At 39.0% G+C, this 25,003-nt stretch carries 22 protein-coding genes and 2 pseudogenes; 8 read left to right on the top strand and 16 right to left on the bottom strand.

The features are described from left to right. Window positions 1–35 precede the first annotated feature (35 nt). The 14 genes from GQR56_RS00115 to cutA all read right to left on the bottom strand — a co-directional run bounded on the left by GQR56_RS00115 (window position 36) and on the right by cutA (window position 14,988). Window positions 36–1,349 (bottom strand): adenylosuccinate synthase, encoded by a 1,314-nt coding sequence (locus GQR56_RS00115; protein ID WP_024610828.1) that lies wholly within the window; start codon window positions 1,347–1,349, stop codon window positions 36–38. A gap of 213 nt (window positions 1,350–1,562) precedes the next feature. Then, a complete protein-coding gene (hflC, locus tag GQR56_RS00110; RefSeq protein WP_024610827.1) occupies window positions 1,563–2,441 on the bottom strand; it encodes a protease modulator HflC in 879 nt (292 codons plus the stop codon). Between the two features lie 5 nt (window positions 2,442–2,446). Beyond that, entirely contained in the window at window positions 2,447–3,616 is a 1,170-nt protein-coding gene (gene hflK, locus GQR56_RS00105) for an FtsH protease activity modulator HflK (RefSeq protein ID WP_024610826.1), read from the bottom strand. Between the two features lie 100 nt (window positions 3,617–3,716). Then, on the bottom strand, window positions 3,717–5,006 hold the full coding sequence (gene hflX / locus GQR56_RS00100; protein ID WP_166108761.1) for a ribosome rescue GTPase HflX: 1,290 nt from the start codon (window positions 5,004–5,006) through the stop codon (window positions 3,717–3,719). Between the two features lie 16 nt (window positions 5,007–5,022). Continuing rightward, window positions 5,023–5,286, bottom strand: a complete 264-nt coding sequence (hfq, locus tag GQR56_RS00095; RefSeq protein ID WP_024610824.1) for an RNA chaperone Hfq — start codon at window positions 5,284–5,286, stop codon at window positions 5,023–5,025. Between the two features lie 80 nt (window positions 5,287–5,366). Further along, on the bottom strand, window positions 5,367–6,284 hold the full coding sequence (gene miaA, locus GQR56_RS00090; protein WP_024610823.1) for a tRNA (adenosine(37)-N6)-dimethylallyltransferase MiaA: 918 nt from the start codon (window positions 6,282–6,284) through the stop codon (window positions 5,367–5,369). A gap of 10 nt (window positions 6,285–6,294) precedes the next feature. Further along, window positions 6,295–8,139 (bottom strand): DNA mismatch repair endonuclease MutL, encoded by a 1,845-nt coding sequence (gene mutL / locus GQR56_RS00085; protein WP_166108760.1) that lies wholly within the window; start codon window positions 8,137–8,139, stop codon window positions 6,295–6,297. 37 nt (window positions 8,140–8,176) lie between these two features. Next, on the bottom strand, window positions 8,177–9,520 hold the full coding sequence (locus tag GQR56_RS00080; RefSeq protein WP_024610821.1) for an N-acetylmuramoyl-L-alanine amidase: 1,344 nt from the start codon (window positions 9,518–9,520) through the stop codon (window positions 8,177–8,179). A 58-nt stretch (window positions 9,521–9,578) separates the two neighbouring features. Further along, entirely contained in the window at window positions 9,579–10,043 is a 465-nt protein-coding gene (tsaE, locus tag GQR56_RS00075; RefSeq protein ID WP_166108759.1) for a tRNA (adenosine(37)-N6)-threonylcarbamoyltransferase complex ATPase subunit type 1 TsaE, read from the bottom strand. A gap of 249 nt (window positions 10,044–10,292) precedes the next feature. After that, window positions 10,293–11,633 (bottom strand): acetyl-CoA carboxylase biotin carboxylase subunit, encoded by a 1,341-nt coding sequence (accC, locus tag GQR56_RS00070; RefSeq protein ID WP_024610819.1) that lies wholly within the window; start codon window positions 11,631–11,633, stop codon window positions 10,293–10,295. Window positions 11,634–11,659: 26 nt separating this feature from the next. After that, window positions 11,660–12,115 carry an acetyl-CoA carboxylase biotin carboxyl carrier protein gene (gene accB, locus GQR56_RS00065; RefSeq protein WP_024589567.1) on the bottom strand — a complete coding sequence of 152 codons (456 nt, stop codon included), beginning with the start codon at window positions 12,113–12,115 and terminating at the stop codon, window positions 11,660–11,662. Between the two features lie 37 nt (window positions 12,116–12,152). Beyond that, the gene (gene aroQ / locus GQR56_RS00060; RefSeq protein WP_024610818.1) at window positions 12,153–12,605 is read right to left on the bottom strand and encodes a type II 3-dehydroquinate dehydratase; all 453 of its coding nucleotides are present in this window, start codon (window positions 12,603–12,605) and stop codon (window positions 12,153–12,155) included. 227 nt (window positions 12,606–12,832) lie between these two features. Further along, window positions 12,833–14,668: a protein-disulfide reductase DsbD gene (locus GQR56_RS00055; protein ID WP_166108758.1), complete on the bottom strand. Its 1,836-nt coding sequence runs from the start codon at window positions 14,666–14,668 to the stop codon at window positions 12,833–12,835. Next, window positions 14,668–14,988 carry a divalent-cation tolerance protein CutA gene (cutA, locus tag GQR56_RS00050; RefSeq protein WP_024610816.1) on the bottom strand — a complete coding sequence of 107 codons (321 nt, stop codon included), beginning with the start codon at window positions 14,986–14,988 and terminating at the stop codon, window positions 14,668–14,670. The genes GQR56_RS00055 and cutA overlap by 1 nt, the downstream gene beginning before the upstream one ends. A 178-nt stretch (window positions 14,989–15,166) precedes the next feature. Here cutA and GQR56_RS00045 point away from each other — a divergent pair, with 178 nt between their 5' ends. From GQR56_RS00045 to GQR56_RS21420, 5 genes and pseudogenes are all read left to right on the top strand, one after another. Next, window positions 15,167–15,643, top strand: a complete 477-nt coding sequence (locus GQR56_RS00045) for an FxsA family protein (RefSeq protein WP_024610815.1) — start codon at window positions 15,167–15,169, stop codon at window positions 15,641–15,643. A gap of 109 nt (window positions 15,644–15,752) precedes the next feature. Continuing rightward, complete coding sequence (locus tag GQR56_RS00040) at window positions 15,753–16,040, top strand: co-chaperone GroES (RefSeq protein WP_007580032.1); 288 nt, start codon at window positions 15,753–15,755, stop codon at window positions 16,038–16,040. Window positions 16,041–16,088: 48 nt separating this feature from the next. After that, the gene (gene groL / locus GQR56_RS00035; RefSeq protein WP_024610814.1) at window positions 16,089–17,735 is read left to right on the top strand and encodes a chaperonin GroEL; all 1,647 of its coding nucleotides are present in this window, start codon (window positions 16,089–16,091) and stop codon (window positions 17,733–17,735) included. 225 nt (window positions 17,736–17,960) lie between these two features. Then, window positions 17,961–19,190 carry a site-specific integrase gene (locus tag GQR56_RS00030; RefSeq protein WP_166108757.1) on the top strand — a complete coding sequence of 410 codons (1,230 nt, stop codon included), beginning with the start codon at window positions 17,961–17,963 and terminating at the stop codon, window positions 19,188–19,190. Window positions 19,191–20,556: 1,366 nt separating this feature from the next. Then, a pseudogene (locus GQR56_RS21420) lies at window positions 20,557–20,711 on the top strand (integrase); the annotation flags it as partial. Between the two features lie 104 nt (window positions 20,712–20,815). Here GQR56_RS21420 and GQR56_RS00020 read toward each other — a convergent pair. Continuing rightward, a complete protein-coding gene (locus GQR56_RS00020) occupies window positions 20,816–21,553 on the bottom strand; it encodes an endonuclease (RefSeq protein ID WP_166108756.1) in 738 nt (245 codons plus the stop codon). 283 nt (window positions 21,554–21,836) lie between these two features. Between GQR56_RS00020 and umuD the strand changes: the two genes are divergently transcribed. The 3 genes from umuD to GQR56_RS00005 all read left to right on the top strand — a co-directional run bounded on the left by umuD (window position 21,837) and on the right by GQR56_RS00005 (window position 24,117). Next, complete coding sequence (gene umuD / locus GQR56_RS00015; RefSeq protein WP_166108755.1) at window positions 21,837–22,250, top strand: translesion error-prone DNA polymerase V autoproteolytic subunit; 414 nt, start codon at window positions 21,837–21,839, stop codon at window positions 22,248–22,250. After that, on the top strand, window positions 22,238–23,497 hold the full coding sequence (locus tag GQR56_RS00010; RefSeq protein ID WP_166108754.1) for a Y-family DNA polymerase: 1,260 nt from the start codon (window positions 22,238–22,240) through the stop codon (window positions 23,495–23,497). Before umuD ends, GQR56_RS00010 begins: the two co-directional genes overlap by 13 nt. Window positions 23,498–23,838: 341 nt before the next feature. After that, entirely contained in the window at window positions 23,839–24,117 is a 279-nt protein-coding gene (locus tag GQR56_RS00005; protein ID WP_166108753.1) for an Arm DNA-binding domain-containing protein, read from the top strand. A gap of 246 nt (window positions 24,118–24,363) precedes the next feature. Here the strand turns inward: GQR56_RS00005 and GQR56_RS21415 are convergent. Next, a pseudogene (locus GQR56_RS21415) lies at window positions 24,364–24,551 on the bottom strand (hypothetical protein); the annotation flags it as partial. Between the last annotated feature and the right edge of the window lie 452 nt (window positions 24,552–25,003).

Here is a 25,003-nt window from a genome sequence, read left to right as displayed (position 1 = left end):
GCTGCACTAGGCAGCTTTTTTTAATCTATTAGTAATTACGCAAACGGGTTGCGAAGTACCATAGTTTCTACACGATCTGGACCTGTAGAAATAATATCAATTGGAACACCCGTAATTTCTTCGATACGCTTGATGTAATCAATCGCAGCTTTTGGTAAACCGTCAAGACTAGTTACACCAACTGTGTTCTCTGACCAACCTGGCATCTCTTCGTATACTGGTGTTACTTTATCGTAACCTTCAGCTGCTAATGGCGTTATGTTAGTAACAGTGCCATCTTCAAGCTTATATCCAGTACAGATTTTAAGTGTTTCTAAGCCATCTAAAACATCAAGCTTAGTTAAACAAAAACCTGAAATACTGTTGATTTGAACTGCACGGCGCATTGCCACTGCATCTAACCAACCAGTACGACGAAGTCGACCTGTTGTCGCGCCAAATTCATGACCTTTATCGCCTAAGTGCTTACCTACTGGGTCTTGTTTTTCAAGACCGTCGTAAAGCTCTGTAGGGAAAGGACCTGAACCAACACGAGTAGTGTACGCTTTAATAATACCTAAAACGTAATCAAGGTGTAATGGACCAAAACCTGCACCAGTAGCTACGCCACCAGCTGTAGTATTTGAAGATGTTACATATGGGTAAGTACCATGATCGATATCAAGTAACGTACCTTGTGCACCTTCAAACAAAATGTTTTCGCCAGCTAAACGTGTTTCATCTAAAAGCTCAGTTACATCTACAACCATTGCTTTTAGAATATCTGCAACAGCCATTGCATCATCAAACGTTTTTTGGAAATCTACAGCATCTACTTTGTAGTAGTTAACTAAAGTGAAGTTATGGTATTCAAGAACTTCAGTTAGTTTTGCAGCAAAAACTTCAGGATTAAATAAATCACCTACACGTAAACCACGACGTGCTACTTTATCTTCGTACGCAGGACCGATACCGCGACCTGTTGTACCAATTGGTTTATCGCCACGTGCAGTTTCACGGGCTACATCTAATGCTACATGGAAAGGCAAGATTAGCGGACATGCTTCACTAATTAAAAGACGCTCGCGTACAGGTACGCCGCGCTCTTCTAGCATGCCAATTTCTCTCATTAGCGCTTCTGGTGATAAAACCACACCATTACCAATCACACATTTAACATTGTCACGTAATACACCCGATGGAATAAGGTGTAGAACCGTCTTTTCACCTTCGATAACTAAAGTATGACCCGCATTATGGCCACCTTGATAACGAACTACTAAAGATGCTTTGTCTGTAAGGAGATCAACTACCTTACCCTTTCCTTCGTCACCCCATTGGGTGCCTAATACAACAACGTTTTTACCCATCGTAAATTCACTTAGAGAAAATTAGGACGAGATTTTACCAGAAAACTAAAGTAAAGATCACCCCTGTTCAGCTTATTTTTTCTGCGCAGTTTTTTTTGTACCTAAATAACAGCTAATAACCACATAAATAACAGTGATTTAAAGAGTTAAATGCAATTAACAAAAAGCCCCGCAAATGCGAGGCTTTTAACTTTTAAATGCTTAACGTAAAGCTTATTGAGCTTTAGCGCCTTTCATGTATTGAAAGAAGTCGCTATCAGGTGAAAGCACCATAACGTCTTGCTTGTTTTTAAAAGTCTTCTTATAAGCTTCAAGTGATCTTACAAAGCTAAAAAACTCAGGATCTTTATTATATGCGTTAGCATAAATCCCAGCAGCATCAGCATCACCTTGACCACGAACAGAGCGTGAATTACGTTCTGCATCAGCAAGCATTACCGTTACACGACGATCAACACCAGCGCGAATAGTTTCGGCTTTCTCTTGACCTTCAGAACGATGCTCTTTTGCAACAGCAGTACGCTCAGCGCGCATACGTTGATAAATAGAGCTACTTACTTCTTGTGGTAGATTAATTTGCTTAACGCGTACGTCTAGCACTTCAATACCTAACTCGCGTGCACTTTCAGAAGCTTGAACTAACGCCTCTTCCATTAACTCGCTACGCTCACCTGAAACAATTTCGCGAATAGTTCGTGTACCAAAGTTAGTACGCAGACCATTATTTACTTTTTGTTCAAGTAACGTTTCAGCATATTGCTTATCGCCACGAGCACGTAAGTAAAAAGCACTAAAGTCGTTAACACGCCATTTTACAAACGAATCAACAATTAAGTCTTTTTTCTCGCTAGTTACAAAGCGATCAGGTGTGCCATCTAGCGTTTGTATACGTGCATCAATACGACGTACTTGGCTAAAAAAAGGTACTTTTAAATGTATACCTGGGCTGTAGACTACCGCAGTTTCTTCGCTATCTTTTTGTACTTTACTGAATAACAAAACAATTGCTTTTTGTCCTTCAGGTACAACAAATACCGACGAGAAAGACATCACAATGGCAGCTAATAGTATTACTAAACTAAAGTTTTTCATTATGCTTATCTCCCGTCATTAAAGCGATCGTTGTTAAAGCGGTCACTACCACTATTAACAGTGCTGTTGCGTGACGTATTTACCTTATTGCGTAAATCTTGAATATCACTTGAGCTTGGTAATGCAACGCGTGTTGCCGTCCCTTGCTTATCCATGATTTTATCAAGTGGTAAATAAATCATGTTATTACCGCCTTTCACATCAACCAATACTTTAGAACTGTTACCTAGCACTTCTTCCATTGCATCAATGTATAGACGCTCACGAGTAACTTCTTTAGCTGCTAGATACTGAGGTAATAGCTTTTCAAATCGAGCAACTTCACCTTGTGCTTCTAAAGTAATACGTTCTTGGTAACCTTCAGCTTCTTGAGTCATACGCGTTACTTGACCACGAGCACGTGGTTCAATTTCACGAGCATATGCTTCAGCTTCACGGATGAAACGCTCTTCATCTTCTTGTGCAGCAATAGCATCATCAAACGCATCTTTAACTTCAGTTGGCGGACGAGAATCTTTAAAGTTCACGTCAGTTACAATTAAACCTAAGTTATATGGTTCAATAACCTTATTAAGCTCATCCCACGTATTTTGGCGTACAACTTCACGACCATTCGTTAGCACTTGGTCCATTTTTGCATGACCAACTACATAGCGTAATGCACTATCTAAAGCCTCTTCTAAACTGCTATCAGCATTAGTTACACTAAACTTATAAAGATATGGGTCAATAACGCGGTATTGCACCTGAAACTCAACGCTTACTACGTTTTCATCTTCTGTTAGCATAAAACCAGAGGCAGACAATGAGCGTACAGCTTCAATATCCACTGGAATAACCGTTTCAATAAAGGTCATTTTCCAACGCAAACCAGGATCAGCTATTCGGTCATATTTACCAAATTGAAGAACCACGCCACGCTCGGCTTCTTTCACTGTATAAATACCACTTAGCGCCCATACAATAACGGCGATAATGAGCACAAATGAAATACCTGCTCCGCCAAGTCCGCCGCCATTATTATTGCCGGATTTTTTCCCGCCAAATAAGCCACCAAACTTCTTACTGAATTTACGGAACACCTCGTCTAAATCAGGTGGGCCTTGATCACGTCCGCCTTTATTATTCCACGGATCTTTGTCATTGCCATTATTACCCGGTTCATTCCAGGCCATAGCTATACTCCATTGTTATCTAAATAAATTAGGATGTTGTGTTAAATCTAACAAATCTACTGCGTTTCTCATACAAAAACCGACATTAAAACGCTAATTTTTAATCTCGGTTGATAAAACCAGCAATTTCAGGACCAAATTCTTTAATTAAGCGATTCCATTCGACTACAGGTAATCTAACATCTAGCAGCCAATTACCTTGCTCATCAAAGCGTTCTTCATGAACTGCACTCAAACTAAATAACGATGCTCTTAAACGACCATATAATGGAGTTAACAGCAGAGTTTCACTAAACATCTGCTTAGCAAGTAACTCACTAATAGCCTCACTGAGTAACTCGCACCCTTCACCTGTTTGTGCAGAAAGCCATATTCTTATAGGCTGACCTTCGTCATCTCGATCAATTCGAGGGCTAACATTATCTAACGCATCAATTTTGTTATAAATTAATAATTGCGGTACTTCATCAGCTTCAATTTCTTTTAACACCGATTGTACTTCTTCGATGTTTTCTTTAAGACGTGCATCTGCCGCATCAATTACATGTAGCTGTAAATCAGCTTCACGAGTTTCTGTTAATGTTGCTTTAAATGCAGCAACTAAGTCATGCGGTAAATGACGAATAAAACCAACGGTATCAGCTAAAATAACAGGACCAACATCACCTAATTCAAGCTTACGTAAAGTAGGGTCAAGTGTTGCAAATAACTGATCTGCAGCATATACATCAGAGTTTGTAATTCGATTAAATAGCGTTGATTTTCCAGCGTTAGTATACCCTACTAACGATACTGTAGGAATTTCATTACGCGTACGAGCTCGCCTGCCTTGCTCGCGCTGCACGGCTACTTTATCTAAGCGAGAACGAATGTTTTGGATACGAGCACGTAATAAGCGCCGATCTGTTTCTAATTGGGTTTCACCAGGACCACGTAAACCTATTCCACCTTTTTGGCGTTCAAGGTGAGTCCAACCGCGAATTAATCGGGTCGACATGTGACGTAGTTGTGCCAATTCAACCTGCAACTTACCTTCATGGGTACGTGCACGTTGGGCAAAAATATCAAGAATAAGTGTCGTTCTATCAAGTACACGACATTGAAAAACGCGCTCTAAATTACGTTCTTGTGACGGTCTAAGTTGATGGTTGAAAATAACGACATCTGCATTGTGGATTTTAACAATCTCAGCTATTTCTTCTGCTTTACCGGTACCGACGAATAGTTTCGGATGTGGTGCTTGACGGCTGCCTTGCACAACCGCCAAACTACTAACACCAGCAGAAGATACCAACATCTCTAATTCATGAAGATCTTCACGATCCCCCTCCTTAGGTAAGTCGATATGAACTAAAATTGCCTGCTCGCCGGATTCATAGCGGTCAAACAAATATTACGCTCCTAATTTAAATATTTCCAGCTTCTGGCTCTTCAGTGCTCTCATCTCCTAAAACACCTTGGAAGTTGACTGCACGAGCAGGTACAACTGTTGAAATTGCATGTTTATACACCATTTGGTTTACAGTGTTTTCTAGTAAAATAACAAATTGATCAAATGACTGAATTTTACCTTGTAATTTTATGCCATTAACCAAAAAGATTGATACTGGGATGCGCTCACGACGTAGTGCATTCAAAAATGGGTCTTGTAACGATTGGCCTTTTGCCATGTTATTATTCCTTCGTTCTAGGTGTTATTATAATTAAGTGGCTGAACTAATTTAACAAAGTTAAATTGATTCAACTACTACTAGCTTAGCGAACTTACTACACGATGCAAGTTTTCTTCATCGCCCGTTGTTAACCAAGTAACATTGGGCCAGCTTCTCAACCAAGTTAACTGACGTTTAGCCAATTGACGTGTTGCTGCGATGCCGCGAAAAACCATTTCATCATGGTCAATTTCACCCGCAAGGTAATCCCACATTTGTCTATAACCTACACAACGAATAGAAGGCATATTGGGGTGTAAATCCTTACGTAGATATAGGGTCGAAACTTCATTTTCAAACCCCTGTTCGATCATTATTTTAAACCTTTCTTCAATTCGGGCATGTAATTCACTGCGTTCTTGCGGTGCAATAGCAAATTGATGAAAAGTATAAGGTAAAGCTGGCTGTTTTTGCTTTTGCAACTCAGTCATGGTCTTACCAGTTAGTCGATAAACCTCTAAAGCGCGATTAATTCTTTGTGAATCGTTTTCACTCATTTTTTGAGCCGCTTGTGGATCTATTTTTACTAATTCTTGATACAAATGTGGCCAACCATATTGGTTAGCTTGTGCTTCAAGCTCAGCTCTTATTACTGGATCAGCCTCTGGTAATGGCGATAACCCATCAAGAAGTGCTTTAAAGTACAACATTGTACCTCCAACCAGTACAGGTACTTTACCCTGTTCGTGAAATTCATCAATTTTTTTTATTGCATCTCGTCTAAAATCTGCAACTGAATAGGTTTCACTTGGATCAAGTAAGTCTATTAAATGATGCGGAGCACGGGCAAGCTCCTTTGAATCAGGCTTTGCTGTTCCAATGTCCATACTCTGATATACCAACGCTGAATCGACGCTGATTATTTCGGTATTTAAATGCTCACACAACGAAATAGCCAATGCTGTTTTACCAGCAGCGGTTGGACCCATTAAAAATATGACAGGTAAATTACTCAACAGGAACACCTTAATCTAATTGCGTTAAATAGTGATTTAGATCTATTTTAACTGCTTTTTCTTGTAAACGTTCAATAGTTTGGGGATTATTTTGTAAGCGCGCTTGTTGTGTTAAAAATGCATTACTTGAATAAAAACGTGCTGGTACGCATTTCATTTGCCACTCTAACCAATTTTCTATATTTTCGTATCCCGCATTACATGCACTAAGTAACTCACCTAATGCTGCACTTACATCTAATAAATATAAACACGCTGGCAACTTTTTAACCATTACAAACTGTTTTTCTATTACTAGCTCAAAGCCAAGCAAAGTAAACCATGATTGCTGAGCCTCTATAAGTAAGCAATCTTCTTTCGGTAAGTTTACTCGCACAGGTAACAACAAGGCTTTTCCTTCTAAGTTACCAAGTTCTTTAATTTGATTATGCCAGTCATCAACCAATGCATATTTAAAATGTGAGCAATACAATTGCTGCTCGGCACTAAATACGCATGCTCCATCATTAATACTAATGATAGAAACTACCTGTAAGACATTGTTTGCTGGCTCTAATTGGCTTTGCGCTGACGGCATGTTTGCTACATTATCAAAATGTGCTGCGTGTTGTTCGCTCACACCTTGATAAAATGCATTTACATCATGGTGATTCGCACTTGGTGAAGCTCGGTAGGAGCCACTCCCGGCGCCTTTAGAGCCTGATGACGAATTACCAGCGTTGCCAGAGTAAGAGGGCTGTAATTGCGATTTAGGGTAATCAAATACCCCACCGCTCTGCGTATTGTCAGAGTTACTATGTGTTGAGTTCATAAATACAGGTGCAGATTCAACCTGAATACTTACTTGCTCACTAGTAAACTCACCTTGCAGCGGTACTACTACCTGTTTAATCGCTTGTAATATAAAGTCATGAATTAAACGTCCTTGATGAAAACGCACTTCATGTTTAGCTGGGTGAACGTTTACATCAACTTGTCGTGGGTCAATATCAATATAAATAACAAACCCTGGCAGTTCTTGAGTACCACTTACTTCTTCAAATGCTTGGCGTATCGCATGTAAAATAAGCTTATCGCGCATCATGCGATTGTTCACATAAGTATATTGAGTTGTATTAGCTGAGCCCACAGGTAGCACCCAACCATGTAACTGTAAACTCCCCTCACCGGATTGAATATGCAAACCTTGCTCTGAAAACGCCTTACCTGCAACTTGTGCTACACGTGTAATTGCCTGAGAAGGATCTGTTTTAGCACGGTACTGCCTAACCACTTTTTCGTTGTGGGTTAGTGTAATCGACACATCAAAGCGACTAAGTGCGATGCGTTTTATAAGCTCATCAATATGACTAAATTCTGTTTTTTCAGTACGTAAAAATTTACGTCGTGCGGGTGTATTAAAAAATAAATCTTTAACTTCAATGGTTGTGCCATCAGGATGCGCAACTGGCTTTACCTGCACTTCCATATCACGACCTTGTGCAAAGGCCTGCCAAGCGGTGTCTTGCTCTTTGGGTTTTGAACTAAGTGTTAAACGCGACACAGAGCTAATTGAGGCAAGTGCTTCTCCCCTAAAACCAAGCGAGCAAATATTTTCTAAGTCATCAAGCGACTTTAACTTACTCGTAGCGTGGCGAGAAAGCGCAAGCGTGAGTTCTTCTTTAGCAATACCATAACCATTATCACGAATTCGAATAAGCTTATGACCACCACGCTCTATATCAATTTGAATACGTGTAGCACCTGCATCTAAGCTATTTTCTACTAATTCTTTTACCACCGACGCAGGGCGTTCAACTACTTCACCGGCAGCTATTTGGTTAGCTAAGCGCGCGGGTAATATTTCAATATTCATGGTACTTCCTAGCAAGCATTACGCTGATAATAAATAACTAACTTTGCGGTATATCGAGTTCTTGCCCGATAAATAAAGTGTTAGAGCTGAGTTTATTAACTTGCTTTAACTTACTAACCGTAATGCCGTAACGACTCGCCAACATGCTCAAAGACTCACCAGGGCGCACTTTATGCTTGGTTGGATACTTTGACTTTAACTTAGCAAATAAAGAATCATCAGGTGGATTTTTTAAATAATAATTTTTTATTGAAGTAAATATCGCTTTTGCTAAACGTTCTTGGTGATTAGCGCTCTTAAGTAATTTTTCTTCTCGTGGGTTAGATATAAACCCTGTTTCGACCAAAATAGACGGGATATCTGGTGACTTAAGCACTGCAAGGCTCGCGTGTTGAGGGTCTTTTTTATGAAGCTTTGCAACCTTGCGTAGCTCTTTAACTACTTCATCGGCTACGCTTAAGCCGGTTTTCATTGAGTGATCCATCGACATATCAAGCAGTGCTTGCGCTAAATACTTTTCGTTAGCTGCATCTTTCATCACATCGGCTGCGCCGCCTAAAAGCTCAGAGTGCTTTTCTTTATCTTCTATCCACTTACCTATTTCTGAATTAGCGCGTCTTAACGAAAGCACCCAAACAGAAGCACCATTTGGTCCAGGGCTAGTAAATGCGTCTGCATGAATAGAAACAAAAAAATCTGCTTTTTTCTCTCGTGCACGGTTAGTACGAGTATTTAATTTTACAAAGTAATCACCGCTTCGTACCATGCGCGAAATCATACCGCGCTCGCCATCAATCATGCGCTCTAAACGTTTGGCTATTTGCAATGTTACTGTTTTTTCGTAGGTACCCGATGGACCAATTGAGCCTGGGTCTTCACCACCGTGCCCCGCATCAATTGCAATAACAATATCGCGTTCTTGACTCAATTGACGATTTTTAGCCGCAGTTTGTGCTGGTGATACCGCTGTTGTGTTTTCACTTTTATTATATAAATCAACAACCAGTCTGTTTTTATAGGGACCTGTTGGAGCCAGTGCAAAAACCACAGGTTTTACGGGTTCACTTAATTCAAATACCAAGCGAACACTTTGTTTATTTTTAGGCTTAGAATACCGTAATTTACTTATTATTTGATGCTTTGGCGGCACACCTGGTAGTATTTTCAGCTCACTGGTATTTTCTAAATCGACGACTAATCGACTGGGATTTTTAAGCATGAAATAGCTAAAATCTGGCTTGTTATCTAGATCAAATACCACCCGCGTGCTATCAGGAGAAGGCCAAACGCGCACACTATTAATCGTATTTTTTGCCAATAACGGCAAACTTATAGCAATAACCATAAGATAAATAAAAAATTTAATTACAATACGACTCATTGAACAATCACTGCCTTAACTGTTTTTATTATATTGAGCTAAAAATACTTTATGCAATTTAGCTATTTAGTTTTTCGACTATTGCGACACCGCGCTCACTGGCACTTTTAATAACAATTTTCCGCTCATCATCTACATAGCTTAGAGTAATATCTAAATCAGGCACAGGAATAAATTCCCCTCCTTTTTCTGGCCACTCAACAACACAAATTACATCCGCTGAAAAATAATCCCGTATGCCCATGTATTCAAGCTCTTCCGGATCGCCTAAACGATATAAGTCAAAGTGATAAACATTCGCTTTTTCAAGCTCATAAGGTTCAACTAAGGTATATGTAGGGCTTTTAACTTTGCCCGTATGCCCAAAACCTTGTACTACTCCGCGTGTAAATGTCGTTTTACCAGCACCTAAATCACCATGTAAATAAATCACCGCACCTTGCTCTATAATAGCTGCAATCTGATTGCCCATTGCTACTGTGGCTACTTCATCACTCAGGTGAGACTCAAAACTACGCGACATAACTACCTCAAAAATTTATACAAAGCGCTTGTTTGCTAATCATACCAGATTATTTAACTTAGGCGATAACGGAGCTTATACTCAAGCAACCTCAAAATATAGAATTCAGCGTTTCATAGCGACTTACAATTAATGCCTTACTAAAATTTTTTTACTTCAACTAAAACTCGTACCTTGAGATAGCTTAGATAGATGTAGAATCCAGACATAAAAAAACCGGCTAAGCGCCGGTTTTTATCAATCAAAGAATTATAATCCTAATTTCTTTTCAAGATAGTGGATGTTAGTACCACCATTTTGGAAGTTTTCGTCTGCAAGAATTTTCTTATGCAGAGGAGTATTAGTTTTAATTCCGTCAATTACTAGCTCATTAAGTGCGTTACGTGCACGTGCAATAGCTACATCACGGTTTTCACCGTAAGTAATTAACTTACCAATCATTGAATCGTAATGTGGTGGAACCGTGTAGTCAGCATAAATATGGCTGTCCCAGCGAATACCTAAACCACCAGCAGGATGGAAACGTGTAATTTTACCCGGTGACGGGATAAACGTTTCAGGATCTTCAGCATTAATACGACACTCAATAGCATGACCACGAATAACAACGTCGTCTTGAGTGAATGATAATGGCTGACCCGCTGCAATTTTTAACTGCTCTTTCACTAAATCGATACCAGTAACCATTTCAGTTACAGGGTGTTCAACCTGAATACGTGTATTCATTTCGATGAAGTAAAACTCGCCGTTTTCGTATAAAAACTCAAACGTACCTGCACCGCGGTATCCAATTTCGATACATGCACGAGTACAGCGTTCACCAATAAATTTACGTGTTTCTGCGGTAATACCTGGTGCTGGCGCTTCTTCAACTACTTTTTGGTGACGACGTTGCATAGAACAATCACGTTCACCTAAATGTACTGCATTGCCTTGACCATCAGCTAATACTTGAACTTCGATATGACGTGGATTTTCAAGGAATTTTTCCATGTAAACCATACCATTACCAAAGAACTGCTTAGCTTCTTGTTGTGTTAATGCAATTGAATCAATAAGTTCAGCTTCGCTACGAACAACACGCATACCACGACCACCACCGCCACCAGCGGCTTTGATGATTACCGGGTAACCAATACGCTTAGCGATTTGCATGTTACGTTCTTTATCATCTGATACCGGACCGTCAGAGCCTGGAACACATGGAACGCCTGCTTTTCGCATTGCTGCAATAGCAGACACTTTATCACCCATAAGACGAATGGTGTCGCCTGTAGGACCGATAAATACAAAACCACTTTGCTCAACTTGGTCGGCAAAATCAGCGTTTTCTGCAAGGAAACCGTAACCTGGATGAATCGCTACAGCATCAGTTATTTCAGCCGCAGCAATAATGCGCGGAATATCTAAATAACTTTCAGTTGCTGATGGTCTACCAATACAGATGGTTTCATCTGCAAGCAATACATGCTTAAGATCGCGATCTGCCGTTGAATGCACAGCAACCGTTTTGATCCCAAGCTCTTTGCAGGCGCGCAATATACGAAGTGCAATTTCACCTCGGTTTGCAATGACTACTTTATCTAACATTAGAGTTGGCCTTTTAGGTTACGCTATTATTCAATGATGAATAGTGGTTGATCAAATTCTATTGGCTCGCCATTTTCAGCTAAAATAGCTCTTACTGTACCGGCTTTATCTGATTCAATTTGGTTCATCATTTTCATAGCTTCGATAATACAAAGTGTATCGCCAACTTTAACCTGCTGACCAACTTCTACATATGCTGGAGCTTCAGGAGACGCAGCAGAGTAAAAAGACCCAACCATTGGTGATTTAACTTGATGACCAGTAGGTTCTGCTGGTGCTGCTTCAACTGCTACAGGAGCCGCTGCAACTGGTGCTGCTGGCGCTGGTGCATATTGTTGAGGAGCAAATTGTGGGTAACCTGGGCCTGCGCTCATATTGTTACGGTTAATACGTACTGATTCTTCACCTTCAGTGATTTCTAGCTCAGCAATACCTGATTCTTCTACTAATTCGATAAGCTTCTTTATCTTGCGAATATCCATTACACGACCCGCCTGTTAGTTTGTCTGTTAATTTAAATTAAATTGCGTTTTGCAACCGGCTAACCGCTGCATTTAATGCTGCGTGATAACCCATTGCACCTAATCCACATATCACGCCCTGTGCCACATCAGAAAAATACGAATGATGGCGAAACGCTTCACGTGCGTGCACATTACTTAAATGCACCTCAAAAAACGGAATATCAACACTTAACAGTGCATCACGTAATGCGACGCTAGTATGCGTAAATGCAGCCGGGTTGATAATTATATAATCAACCGCTTGCCAAGCATCATGAATTCGTTCAATGAGTGCTTGCTCACTATTACTCTGAAAATGCGTTAACTTAACATCTAGACTATCAGCGGCACTTGTAAGTTCGCTCATAATTTCACTAAGTGTTTGAAAACCGTATTTTTCCGGTTCACGTTTACCTAGCATGTTTAAATTTGGACCATTTATAACTAAAAGGTTAAATTTTGCAGTCATAATACGCGATATATCCTATAAGTAATGAGTTAAGCAGTTACTAACTAGTTTTTCACTTTTAAGTAAGCAGAAAAAGCAATGTAGCAACAAATTCTCACGTTAACCAACTATTATAGTGATTTCGACGTAAATAGCAGCAAAATACTGGTCTTATCAGTGTTGGAGGTACAAATTAAAGAAGAATTAAGGAGGTGCCACTCTCTAAATTAAGTGGCACCATTGCACTATTATTGTGCGCTGGCGCGCACTATAGCGAGGTGTTTAGCAAAATCATCAGCGTTTAAAAAGCCAGTCACTCGTTGCGTACTAAGCTCTTGCCCTTGAGTGTTAAAAAACAAAATACTAGGTAAACCAAACACCGTGTACTCTTCCATCAGCTCAACTGTTTTATTATCACTTTGCGTCAAATCTATTTGAATAAGTTGATAATGGCTAAATTCATTTTGCACTTTAGCATCAGGAAACGTGTAATGTTCAAACTCTTTACAAGCAACGCACCAATCAGCGTACAAATCGACCATAACCAATCGACCCTCATCGTTTGCTTGTGCTACCGCTTCTTTTAACTCCGTTAAATTGGCAACCTGTTTAAACTCATTATTTTGTGAGCTTACCTGTACTGTTTGTACTTGCGCTGGCCAAAAATAGTTTTTGCTTAAAGTGAAACCAGTGATAACTAAAAGTGTTGCTGCAAACCATAAAGCTGTTTTTAATTTACTTGGACCTTGGCTGCTTTGCCAATGGTGTAAATAAATTGCAGTTGCTAATGCAAGTACACCAGCCATTAGTAAAATAATATCAGCGTTTACAAGTCGCTCAAGTAATATAAGCGGCACAACTAACATTACAAACCCGAATAATGTTTTAACTTGTTCCATCCAACCGCCGGCTTTAGGAAGCAACTTACCGCCAGAGGTACCAAGTAATAACAGTGGTAATCCCATGCCTAAACTAAGCACATAAAGTGTTAATCCGCCCACTAAATAATCGCCACTTTGCGCTACAAATAATAATGCTGCCGACAATGGCGCAGTAGTACAAGGTGATGCTATTAACCCCGAAAGCACGCCCATTAAAAATACGCCTACGTAATTACCACCTTTTTGATTGTTACTAACCTGCGTTAGTTTACTCATCATACTGCTTGGTAGTTTTATTTCGTACCAACCAAACATCGACATAGCGAGCAATACAAACAATAAGCTAAAGCTAATAAGTACATATGGGTGCTGTAAATAACCCTGAACCTGGCCACCAAGTGCAGCAACAACTAAACCTAATGCCGCATAGGTAACTGCCATTCCTTGTATGTATACAAACGATAACGCAAACGCTTTTTTAGTTGATAGGTTTTGCTGCCCCGCTATTAAGCTCGACAAAATAGGGAACATTGGAAATACACATGGCGTAAACGCAAGACCAACACCAACAACAAAAAATATTAATAAATTGGTCATCAAGCTCTGGCTTGCTAGTTGCTCAGTAAAGGTAAGTTCTTTTTCGGTATCACCCGAATCAATTGTTGGTTCAGCAGCCGGCTCATTAAGGGCTGCAAATGTGCTTGCAGTTGTGGCTACTTCATCATTAGCGTTATTTTGTTGTATATTTTTTACTTGGTCATCAACAATTACACTTAGCGGAATACTAATTACTTCTGGTGGATAACAAAGCCCTGCTTTGGCACAGCCCTGATAACGAACCTTTACCACAGCGCCTTCATTCACATTACTTAGCTTACTAACAACGCTTGCGGTATTAAAAAAAACTTCTGTTTTACCAAAAAATTCATCTTCGATAATTTCGCCACTGCCAGAGTCCCCCACCTCTATGGTGGCATCTTTAGCAATGAGCTCTATTTTCTTTTTATAAAGGTAATAGTCTGGCGCAATATCCCAACCCACAAACAAAGTGTTACCTTGTTGGTCAAAATCAAATACAAATGCTTGGTCTACCGGTAAAAAAGTGTGTTGAGGAGGCCCCAGTAAATCGCCAAGCACATTATTAGTTGCAGCCTTTACAGGAACAGTTAATAACGTTACCAATAATAAAAAGAAAAAACGCATTAATTCAGTACCTCATCCATCCAATTAAAATATGCTAAGTTTCCGGTTGCTACATCTATAACTTGTATCTCCGGTACTTCGTAGCTGTGCATTGCTTTTATGGTTAAAAACACATCGTTTGTTTTATCAGCCTTTGTTTTAATTAGTAGTTTAGCCTCTGTTGACTCTGCTACCTCACCTTCCCACATATAAATAGAGCTCATATTTGGCAAAATATTTACACAGGCTGCGAGTTTTTTCTCTACCAGTGCCTTTGCTAATGTGCGTGCTTCATTTTCATCTTTGCAGGTCGTAAAAATCATTTTAAATTGCGTACTCATTATGAACCTTTACTTATTTTATGGTGTCTAGCCTTATAGTATCTGATAGAAGGTACAATGTGTAGACGCTAAAACCACAGTAAAATAACGTTCCCCATGTGCTAACCTTGAAAAGAGACCTAGTCACCCTCACTTATATTTCATCAACTCTTTTGAGTGTCATTATTTAGAGAGCATTATGTTTAGATTTTTATTTGTGTTGTTTATTATCATCCCAATCATCGAAATCGCTTTGCTGATTCAAGTAAGTGATGTGATTGGTGGGTTTGCAACAATTTCGCTTGTCGTTATTACCGCGATTTTAGGTGCTAAAATGGTTAGAACGCAAGGTATGGGCGCACTACAAAATGTGCAAACCCAAATGGCACAAGGTCAAATGCCAGCCAAAGAACTATTTACCGGAATTTGTGTTGTAATTGCAGGTGTATTATTACTTACTCCAGGCATTATGACTGACGTGTTTGGGTTACTATTATTGACCCCTGCAATTCGTAACAAACTGGCCGCAGGCCTTGCTAGTCAAGCAACTGTTAGAATGAGCGCAGGCATGCAACAAGGGTCATCGCCGTTTGCTCAGCAACAACATGCTGAACGAGAGCAAGGGCAAATGGAACGACCAACAACTATTGATGGTGAATATGAGAGAAAAGATTAAATATTTATCGTTTTTTCTCTTGGAATTTTACACTCTACCCCCATTAATGAATGCAAATTAGAAAGCTTTTTTCTGTAATGTACAGAAACTGTTAGGAGAACTAAAAAACATGAACATTCGTCCTTTACAAGATCGCGTAATCGTTAAACGTCTAGAAGAAGAAACAAAATCTGCTGGCGGTATTGTATTAACTGGCTCTGCAGCTGAAAAGTCAACTCGCGGTGAAGTTGTTGCCGTTGGTAATGGTCGCGTTTTAGAAAACGGTGACGTTAGAGCTTTAGAAGTTAAAGCCGGTGACACTGTGTTATTTGGCTCATATGTTGAAAAAGTTGAAAAGATCGAAGGTCAAGAGTACCTGATCATGCGTGAAGATAATATTTTAGGCATTGTAGGCTAAGCCTACTTTTCGTTTATAAACATTTAAGAATTTAGAGGAATTTAAAACATGGCAGCAAAAGAAGTACTTTTTGCAGGTGACGCACGCGCTAAAATGCTAACTGGCGTAAACATCCTGGCAAACGCAGTAAAAGTTACATTAGGTCCTAAAGGCCGTAACGTTGTACTAGATAAATCATTTGGCTCACCAGTTATCACTAAAGATGGTGTATCTGTAGCAAAAGAAATCGAACTTGAAGACAAGTTTGAAAACATGGGCGCACAAATGGTTAAAGAAGTTGCATCTAAAGCAAATGATGCAGCAGGCGATGGTACAACTACCGCTACAGTACTTGCACAGTCTATTGTTAATGAAGGCCTTAAAGCTGTTGCAGCGGGCATGAACCCAATGGATCTTAAGCGCGGCATCGACAAAGCAGTTATTGCTGCTGTTGCAGAGCTTAAAGCGTTATCTGTTCCTTGTTCTGATACTAAAGCAATTGCACAAGTAGGTACTATTTCAGCTAACTCTGATAAAGAGATTGGCGATATCATTGCACAAGCAATGGAAAAAGTAGGCCGTAACAGTGGTGTTATTACTGTAGAAGAAGGTCAATCACTTGAAAACGAACTAGATGTTGTTGAAGGCATGCAGTTTGACCGTGGTTACTTATCTCCTTACTTTATCAACAGCCCAGAAAAAGGTACTGTTGAACTAGATAACCCATTTATTCTACTTGTAGATAAAAAAATATCTAACATCCGCGAATTATTACCAACATTAGAAGCGGTTGCTAAAGCAAGCAAACCACTACTAATCATCGCAGAAGACCTTGAAGGTGAAGCACTAGCTACATTAGTAGTTAATAACATGCGCGGTATTGTTAAAGTATCAGCTGTTAAAGCACCTGGTTTTGGCGACCGTCGTAAAGCAATGCTACAAGATATCGCTGTATTAACTGGCGGTACTGTAATTTCTGAAGAAATCGGCTTAGAGCTTGAAAAAGCAACAGTTGAAGACCTAGGTACAGCTAAGCGCGTAATTATTACTAAAGATGATACAACAATCATTGATGGTGCTGGTGAAGAAGCGGGTATTAGCGGTCGTGTTTCACAAATTAAAGCACAAATCGAAGAAGCAACATCAGACTACGATAAAGAGAAACTACAAGAGCGCATGGCTAAACTAGCTGGCGGTGTTGCAGTAATCAAAGTAGGTGCTGCTACTGAAATGGAAATGAAAGAGAAAAAAGACCGCGTTGAAGATGCATTAAATGCAACTCGTGCAGCGGTTGAAGAAGGCGTAGTACCTGGCGGCGGTGTTGCACTTGTACGTGCAGCTAGCAAGCTGGTTGATTTAGTTGGCGACAACGAAGATCAAAACCACGGTATTAAAGTTGCACTTCGTGCAATGGAAGCACCACTTCGTCAAATCGTAACAAATGCTGGCGAAGAAGCATCTGTTGTAATTAACGCAGTTAAAGGCGGCGAAGGTAACTACGGTTACAACGCAGCAACTGGCGAATACAATGACATGATTGAAATGGGTATCCTAGATCCAACTAAAGTAACACGCTCTGCATTACAATTTGCAGGGTCTATTGCGGGTCTAATGATCACTACTGAAGCAATGGTAGCTGAAATCCCAAAAGATGAAGCTGGCGGCGCTGATATGAGTGGCATGGGCGGAATGGGTGGTATGGGCGGCATGATGTGAACCGCACCCTATTGAATCCATAAGAATTCATTAAGTTTTATAAGGCCCGCAAGACACTGTTTTGCGGGTTTTTTTATAACTTTGATAAGTTCACAAGGTTTCATTAGATCTTTTTAAATTTCGAAAGTTTAGGGTATTTATGTGGGGTATTTCACAAACATCGAGATAAAAATAGATCTAATTTTTAATAAAATACCCCTATTCTAATCAAATAGGTGTTAAAAAATGATACTCAATAATGAAAAAGTAAAAGCAAAAACATGTCCAGTTGATCAAAAACAGACTAAAACATCTGATGGTAACAACCTGTATTTAATAACAAAAAATACTGGTTCTAAGTTTTGGTATTTCATTTATATGTTTGGCGGTAAACATAAAGATATGTCCTTAGGAGAATACCCCACAATATCCCTAAAACTAGCTCGCACTAAAGCAGGTAAGGCCCGTCAGCTTCTCAGTGATTCTATTGATCCGATGGCTCAACGCAAGCTTCTTAAACTTCAAAGTACTTGCAAAGATTTAAATTTCGGTGAGATTGCGTTTCAATGGTTCGAACTTAATAAAAAAGAATGGAGTAATGCCTACCAAGAAAAATTATTGCGTTGGCTTAAAAGCGATCTTAAGGGGATTTGTGAACTACAGATTGACCATATTACTAAGAATCACATTATTAATATCGTAAGCTCTTTAGTTAAAGCTAATACCGTGAAAAAAGTCCCCCCATTATTGTCCATGCTAAATCGTATTTTTCGTTATGCGATTACAAAAGATCTCACTAACAATTGCCCATTAACTAATTTCGACTACGTAGCATTGACTGGAAAAATTTCAGCTCCAAAAAATCATGCAGCTATTACTAACTCGAAAGAACTGGGACAGCTCATTTTAACTATTGAGAATAACAACTCAGGCTCTTATTGCTCTCAGGAAGCATTGAAACTACTACCTCATCTATTTTTACGCCCTAGCGAACTTCGTTGCTTAAGATGGGAACATGTAGATTTTGAAAATAAATATATTAAAATACCCGGCGAATTAATGAAAGCAGGTAAAACTCATATCGTCCCCCTTTCAGTTCAAACTCTATCTAAATTTCAAGATATTTATAAATACACTCATTATTCAAAGTACGTTTTTCCCTCAGAGATGAATTCTTCTAAACCGTTTAGCAAAAACGTACTGAATAATCGTCTACGTGCATTGGGCTACTCGACTAATGATATTGTTTCACACGGCTTTCGAGGAACAGCTTCAACATTACTAAACGAACAAGAAGAAAACTTTCAGCATATTGAAATGCAACTTGCCCATAAAGTGGGCAACTCCACAACTCTTGCATATAACCACGCTGAATATCTTACTCAAAGACGTGCAATGATGCAGCGATGGTCTAATTATTTAAATAAACTGTGTAGTGATGCTGAGCTTTGCAATGCCATAGAGCAATCTGATTAGGTAGAAGCTGAAGTCCAATCTCGCATTTTTGAAAGAACATAATCTTGTGTCTTCAATGAATCGCGCTGTTAACTGTCATAATAATGCGGTTGCAGAAAGCTTTTTTATGACAATTAAAAGCGCCATTCACACACAGGCGGTGTTTCACCTGCTAAGTTTGAAGGTACATACTATTCTGAGTTAAAAACTGTCTAGTGAAAACTGGGAAGCGCACTGTTTATAGTCACTAGGTAGTAAAAGGTGATCAACTTTCCACACACTGCAAGTTGGGCTACTCTGCAAAAGGTGATCAAAAAGTCAGAGTTAAAGCCCAGTTATAACCGTTATCGCTAGGCAGATATGAGAGATTATCGGTAATTTAGTGAAGAGGTAATCAGTTTTCCACACACTCCGAACGGGTTTACTTTACAAAAGGTGATCAAAAAGTCAGTGTTAAAGCCCAGTTATAACCGTTGTCGCTAGGCAGATATGAGAGATTATCGATAATTTAGTAAAGAGGTGATCAGTTCTCCATACGTTATGAGCAATGCCCACTCTAAAAATCATATTAAAGAGCCTAGTTCTTGCTGTTATAGCGCGGTAGGCTGGGTATTACCGGTAAATTAAGTTAAAAGGTGATCAACTTTCCACACACTGCAAGTTGGGCTACTCTGCAAAAGGTGATCAAAAAGTCAGAGTTAAAGCCCAGTTATAACCGTTATCGCTAGGCAGATATGAGAGATTATCGATAATTTAGTAAAGAGGTGATCAGTTCTCCATACGTTATGAGCAAGGCTCACTCTAAAAGTCATATTAAAGAGCCCAGTTCTTACCGTTATAGCGCGGTAGGCTGGGCATAATCGGTAAATTAAGTTAAAAGGTGATCAATTTCCCACATGCTAGATACTGGATTGCTCTACAAAAAGTGATCTAGAAGTCATATTTAGAGCCCAGTTTTTACCGTTATAGCGCGGTAGGCCGTGGCATAACCGGTAAATTAAGTTAAAAGGTGATCAACTTTCCACACACTGCAAGTTGGGCTACTCTGCAAAAGGTGATCAAAAAGTCAGAGTTAAAGCCCAGTTATAACCGTTATCGCTAGGCAGATATGAGAGATTATCGGTAATTTAGTAAAGAGGTGATCAGTTCTCCATACGTTATGAGCAAGGCCCACTCTAAAAATCATATTAAAGAGCCTAGTTCTTGCTGTTATAGCGCGGTAGGCTGGGTATTACCGGTAAATTAAGTTAAAAGGTGATCAGTTCTCCATACGTTATGAGCAAGGCCCACTCTAAAAGTCATATTAAAGAGCCCAGTTCTTACCGTTATAGTTCGGCAGGCTTGGCAATTGTCCGTAATTTAGCAAAGTACTTTATTAAAACCCCAAAGAACCAAAGCAACTTTGGTTTATGCTCGAACGAAAATATACGGGCCATTCAGTTACTACTTGGTCATACCAAAATTGATAACACCATCAGATATTTGGGAATAGAGATTGAAGACGCCATTAAGATTATCGAGAGAAAGCGATTGTTGATTTAACACTGGCAGTGTTCTTATACTGCCTTTGCCCCATAACGAGTTACAACCTTTCAATTGCCAAAACATCACTTTGCAGGTTGTAAATACTTAGCTATAAAAAGCACTCATAGAAGCCCACTTGCTTCACACCGACTTTTAACTACATTGTTCTCGCTTTTCTGTAAGCTAGATATTTTTTTTGCTCTAGTACATTCCCAGTCATCTACAGGGTACATTTTATCCCACGCATTCATTAGCTGTCGCTGTGATGAGCTCATATTATAACGTTTATAAGCGCTCTCCATATAAAGGTAAGTACGTGCAATCTCTCCTCTAGCTGATTCAGGCGGTTCTGCTTTTCTGTTATCTATCTTCATCGCACAACTACCGAAATCACTTTGTGCTGAAGGCAGTACAGTGAAATTATAATTACTTCTTAACGCATTAACAGCACCTATAGCAGGATAAAGGTTAAACATGTCAGCCTGCATAAGGCGATACTCAGTATTAACTTTCTCCGCACATCTTCGACCTTTAAATGACTTCCCTTTACTACTAACACATTGGCTATGTCCATCTCTCCATTCACTGAAAGTACGGCCAAAATTCTCCGCAGGCACAATATGCTCCCACTCAACTTTTTTGGCACGCTTAAGATACTTAGTCGTGGTAAAGCCTTTTGGTGCTGTTACTTTTTTCTGAGAATCAAATTCAGCACCACAGTAAAGCGTACTTCGGTGATTGTTATAAACTTGCTTTTCTAAAATATTTTTCGCTTTACTAAATGATTCGATTTCTTGATTTTCAGCTAAGACTTCTGAACTGCCTAGTATTGTTAGTAGTAAGGTTATTAATAATTTCATAGTGTTACCTGATAATTAGTTATTCCTATGAATATGCCTGTAACTGTGGAGGAGTTCAATATATAGAGTGGCAAGAGATAAATTTAAATAAACTGGCTTCTTTATGAATACAGACTTGGACCCTTGATAATCGTGGGGTGGTATACAAAATGATAGGAATTTATTACCTAACATAAAGGTTCATCTTCAAATTTAATTTGCCCCCCTAACTTAAAATTAAAAAAGTATTGGTATGTTTTATCTCTCAAACTATACTGTACATATAAACAGTATAGAGGTGCATATGTACATTATTCCAATTTTCATAGAAGCAGGTATTACAGGCTTTGGATCTCCTGCCGCAGAATATATTGAGCTAGATATTTCAATCGATGAGCTGATAATAAAACATCCTAACGCCACTTTTATTGGTCTAGCTTCAGGCCATTCTATGCAAGACGTAGGGATATTCGATGGTGATTTGTTAGTTATTGATAGAGCTGAAGATGTAAGTACAGGCGATATCATTGTTGCAAACTATAACGGTACATTTGTTTGTAAAATCATCGATAAATCAAAGCGTTTACTAATCTCTGCATCTAACGATTATAAATCTGTTTATATTTCTAAAGATGATGACTTTAAACTCGAAGGTGTCGTTACTACGAGTATCCGCCTACACAAAAATAAAGTTGAGTTAAATCGATGTTTGCCCTAGTAGATGCGGTGGCCTTTTATGCAAGTGCAGAAAAGGTGTTTGACCCTTCTTTACGGCACAAGCCCGTTGTTGTATTAACAAATAATGATGGCTGTATCTGCGCTATATGTCCTATTGCGAGAAAGCTTAACATCCCTAAGTTCGAGCCTTACTTTAAAATAAAACCCTATTTAGAGCAGCATAATGTCGTTGTGCGCTCATCGAATTATGAACTCTACGCTGATTTGAGTGAAAGAATGATGACAGTCATCAATCGTTTTTGTGATGACCATTATGTTTATAGTATTGATGAGTCATTTTTACGTTTTACTGGTTTTTCTAAAATTATTAACGACTGGACTGACTACGGACACACTATACGCCGGGCTGTATGGCGTGAGACAGGACTGCCCGTTGGGGTAGGCTTTGGCACTACTCCAACGTTAGCTAAAGCAGCCAATCATGCAGCAAAAAAACTGTCAGGCTATAACGGGGTTGCTGTTATTAATGATGATATATCACGCCAAGAAGTACTTATACGTATGGATGTTACCGATGTCTGGGGTATTGGTTCTCGACTCGGTAGTAAACTCAAGGTGATGGGAATTAAAAGTGCATGGGATTTAGCGAATCAAAACCCAAAAGCAATGCGACGTATTTTTAGCGTTGTTGTTGAGAGGATTGTAAGTGAACTCAATGGCATCGCTTGTTTGAGCTGGGATGAAGTAAAACAGGATAAAAGAGAAATCTACTCTACAAGAAGTTTCGGGGAAAGAGTGAGTGATTTAAATGCATTAAAATCAGCCCTCGTAACACACGCAGCGATTGTTGGTCGTAAGCTAAGGAAACAGCAGTCATTAGCAAAACGACTCGTTATATTCGCTGCAAGCTCGCCACACGAAAACATGTATTATAAAAAGTCTTTGCTCTATGATTTTCCTATACCTACATCTGATACCAATGTCATAGCCAATGCTGTTTCAGATGTTATTAATGATATTTTTAAACCTAACACCCGCTTTTATCGCTGCGGTATTGGCGCAATAGAATTAGAAAGTGAGTTATTTCAACAAGCAGATATGTTCGCTGTGAGTAAAAATAATCCAGAAGTAATGGCATGCTTGGATGCTATAAATAAACGTTATGGGGTTGGCACTTTATCTTTAGGAAGTGAAAAGCTGACACAATCATGGACTATGAAACGGGCTTTTTTATCACCCCACTACACAACACGCTGGTCTGATATTCCAATCATAGATTGTGATTGAATTGGGTTACATTCATCTATGTACTGTGTACCTTTAATTGCACGCTTTCAGTAAGCTCTATATTAGTAATTACTTTATCAATCAGTAAATACTAACATACTAATTGACTATCAACTTATCGCTCTTACCACTCTTCCTGATAGGATTTAACTCTATTGAACAGAGCTTTAGCTACTAAAAATTATGCTGCCATGCCAGCTAAACATTTATTAAGTCATAAATTCATAAGGTGTCACAGATACTTTTATAAGTTTATGTGAGGTTTCTAACATACTTCGAGATATAAATAGATCCATCTTTCATTAAGATACACCTAATCCAACTAAAAAGGTGTTTAGAAAATGAAATTAAATAATCAAGAAATTAAAAACTTAAAATGCAATTCGGGGCAGAAACAAACTAAAAAATATGTCGATAAAAACTTATATTTATTAGTAAAAAATACAGGCTTAAAGCTATTTTGTTTCCGTTATATTTTTGATGATAAGCATAAAGACATAGCCTTGGGGAATTACCCTCAAACAACTCTCGAACAGGCTCGCACCAAAGCGAAACAAGTCCGCTTACTTCTTAGCAATTCAACTGATCCTATGGCTCAAGGTAAGATTCAAAAAGGTTAAGGACCTCGTGAAAATTTAAAGTTTAACTAAATTTCACTTTTACGTTTAAAATTATAGCCAACAAGCAAAATTACTATGTTGTTGGCTAAACTACTTGCCTTAAAGAATTAGTAGATTATGAAATATATTCAATAATAAGCTATGAAGTTTGGGCTATAAGATAGATGATATTGTGCCTCGTGATTTTAATGGCATAGCTTCAACTTTATTAAGCGAACAAAAAGACTATCATCGTATCGAATGCAATTAGCCGATAATTGGTAATCCTACCTCACCCTCTTTAAGTGCCTTTAAATATTTAGCCTCATCGTAGCAGCATTTCGTTTTCCAAAAAAACGATAGATTATGCGTATCCATTTAAATACAAGTGTTATAACAGTAGATTGATGAGACTTACCTTTAGAGCGTTGCCCCTGATAATATAAACCTGCCCATAAAATGTATCCACCGTTTTAGCTCTTTGCCGAAGTTCAGCTCAGTGCCATGAGCGGTCATTCAGTATTTTAAATTAGGTCTTTATTGATAGTCGCAAATGCCACCAAAGCTATCATTCAGATATTCAAGAAAGCAACTTCGGTTTGAGTAAGCAGGCATCGTACTTCTCATTAGAGCTTTAATAATGTAATGAAGCTATTTCAACCTATTTACATTAAATTACTCTATGTTAGTTGTACTAGGATAGTGATAAATAGATTACAGTATATTATTCACCTGTAATCCTCCGTGCGCCATTCCCACTTTCATGAAGAACATCATCAGGGTTAAGTAAATGACATTTCTTCATGCTAAGGCATATATGGACGCTCCCTTGAAGTCAAGACGAGCTAATGTATAAACATCAAAATTGATGCCTTTATTTTATTATCATGTATCCCATTTCACAGTA

The organism is Pseudoalteromonas sp. Z9A5 (assembly GCF_011378875.1).
GTDB lineage: Bacteria > Pseudomonadota > Gammaproteobacteria > Enterobacterales > Alteromonadaceae > Pseudoalteromonas.
Note: the sequence above shows the minus strand (reverse complement) of the source record. Positions and strands in the feature narration are given on the sequence as shown.

Excerpts from the sequence above, each read along its gene's own strand:
- GQR56_RS00115 (WP_024610828.1), bottom strand. The coding sequence starts at position 1,349 with ATGGGTAAAAACGTTGTTGTATTAGGCACCCAATGGGGTGACGAAGGA.
- hflC (WP_024610827.1), bottom strand. The coding sequence starts at position 2,441 with ATGAAAAACTTTAGTTTAGTAATACTATTAGCTGCCATTGTGATGTCT.
- hflK (WP_024610826.1), bottom strand. The coding sequence starts at position 3,616 with ATGGCCTGGAATGAACCGGGTAATAATGGCAATGACAAAGATCCGTGG.
- hfq (WP_024610824.1), bottom strand. The coding sequence starts at position 5,286 with ATGGCAAAAGGCCAATCGTTACAAGACCCATTTTTGAATGCACTACGT.
- mutL (WP_166108760.1), bottom strand. The coding sequence starts at position 8,139 with ATGAATATTGAAATATTACCCGCGCGCTTAGCTAACCAAATAGCTGCC.
- GQR56_RS00080 (WP_024610821.1), bottom strand. The coding sequence starts at position 9,520 with ATGAGTCGTATTGTAATTAAATTTTTTATTTATCTTATGGTTATTGCT.
- tsaE (WP_166108759.1), bottom strand. The coding sequence starts at position 10,043 with ATGTCGCGTAGTTTTGAGTCTCACCTGAGTGATGAAGTAGCCACAGTA.
- accC (WP_024610819.1), bottom strand. The coding sequence starts at position 11,633 with ATGTTAGATAAAGTAGTCATTGCAAACCGAGGTGAAATTGCACTTCGT.
- accB (WP_024589567.1), bottom strand. The coding sequence starts at position 12,115 with ATGGATATTCGCAAGATAAAGAAGCTTATCGAATTAGTAGAAGAATCA.
- aroQ (WP_024610818.1), bottom strand. The coding sequence starts at position 12,605 with ATGACTGCAAAATTTAACCTTTTAGTTATAAATGGTCCAAATTTAAAC.
- GQR56_RS00055 (WP_166108758.1), bottom strand. The coding sequence starts at position 14,668 with ATGCGTTTTTTCTTTTTATTATTGGTAACGTTATTAACTGTTCCTGTA.
- cutA (WP_024610816.1), bottom strand. The coding sequence starts at position 14,988 with ATGAGTACGCAATTTAAAATGATTTTTACGACCTGCAAAGATGAAAAT.
- GQR56_RS00045 (WP_024610815.1), top strand. The coding sequence starts at position 15,167 with ATGTTTAGATTTTTATTTGTGTTGTTTATTATCATCCCAATCATCGAA.
- GQR56_RS00040 (WP_007580032.1), top strand. The coding sequence starts at position 15,753 with ATGAACATTCGTCCTTTACAAGATCGCGTAATCGTTAAACGTCTAGAA.
- groL (WP_024610814.1), top strand. The coding sequence starts at position 16,089 with ATGGCAGCAAAAGAAGTACTTTTTGCAGGTGACGCACGCGCTAAAATG.
- GQR56_RS00030 (WP_166108757.1), top strand. The coding sequence starts at position 17,961 with ATGATACTCAATAATGAAAAAGTAAAAGCAAAAACATGTCCAGTTGAT.
- GQR56_RS00020 (WP_166108756.1), bottom strand. The coding sequence starts at position 21,553 with ATGAAATTATTAATAACCTTACTACTAACAATACTAGGCAGTTCAGAA.
- umuD (WP_166108755.1), top strand. The coding sequence starts at position 21,837 with ATGTACATTATTCCAATTTTCATAGAAGCAGGTATTACAGGCTTTGGA.
- GQR56_RS00010 (WP_166108754.1), top strand. The coding sequence starts at position 22,238 with ATGTTTGCCCTAGTAGATGCGGTGGCCTTTTATGCAAGTGCAGAAAAG.
- GQR56_RS00005 (WP_166108753.1), top strand. The coding sequence starts at position 23,839 with ATGAAATTAAATAATCAAGAAATTAAAAACTTAAAATGCAATTCGGGG.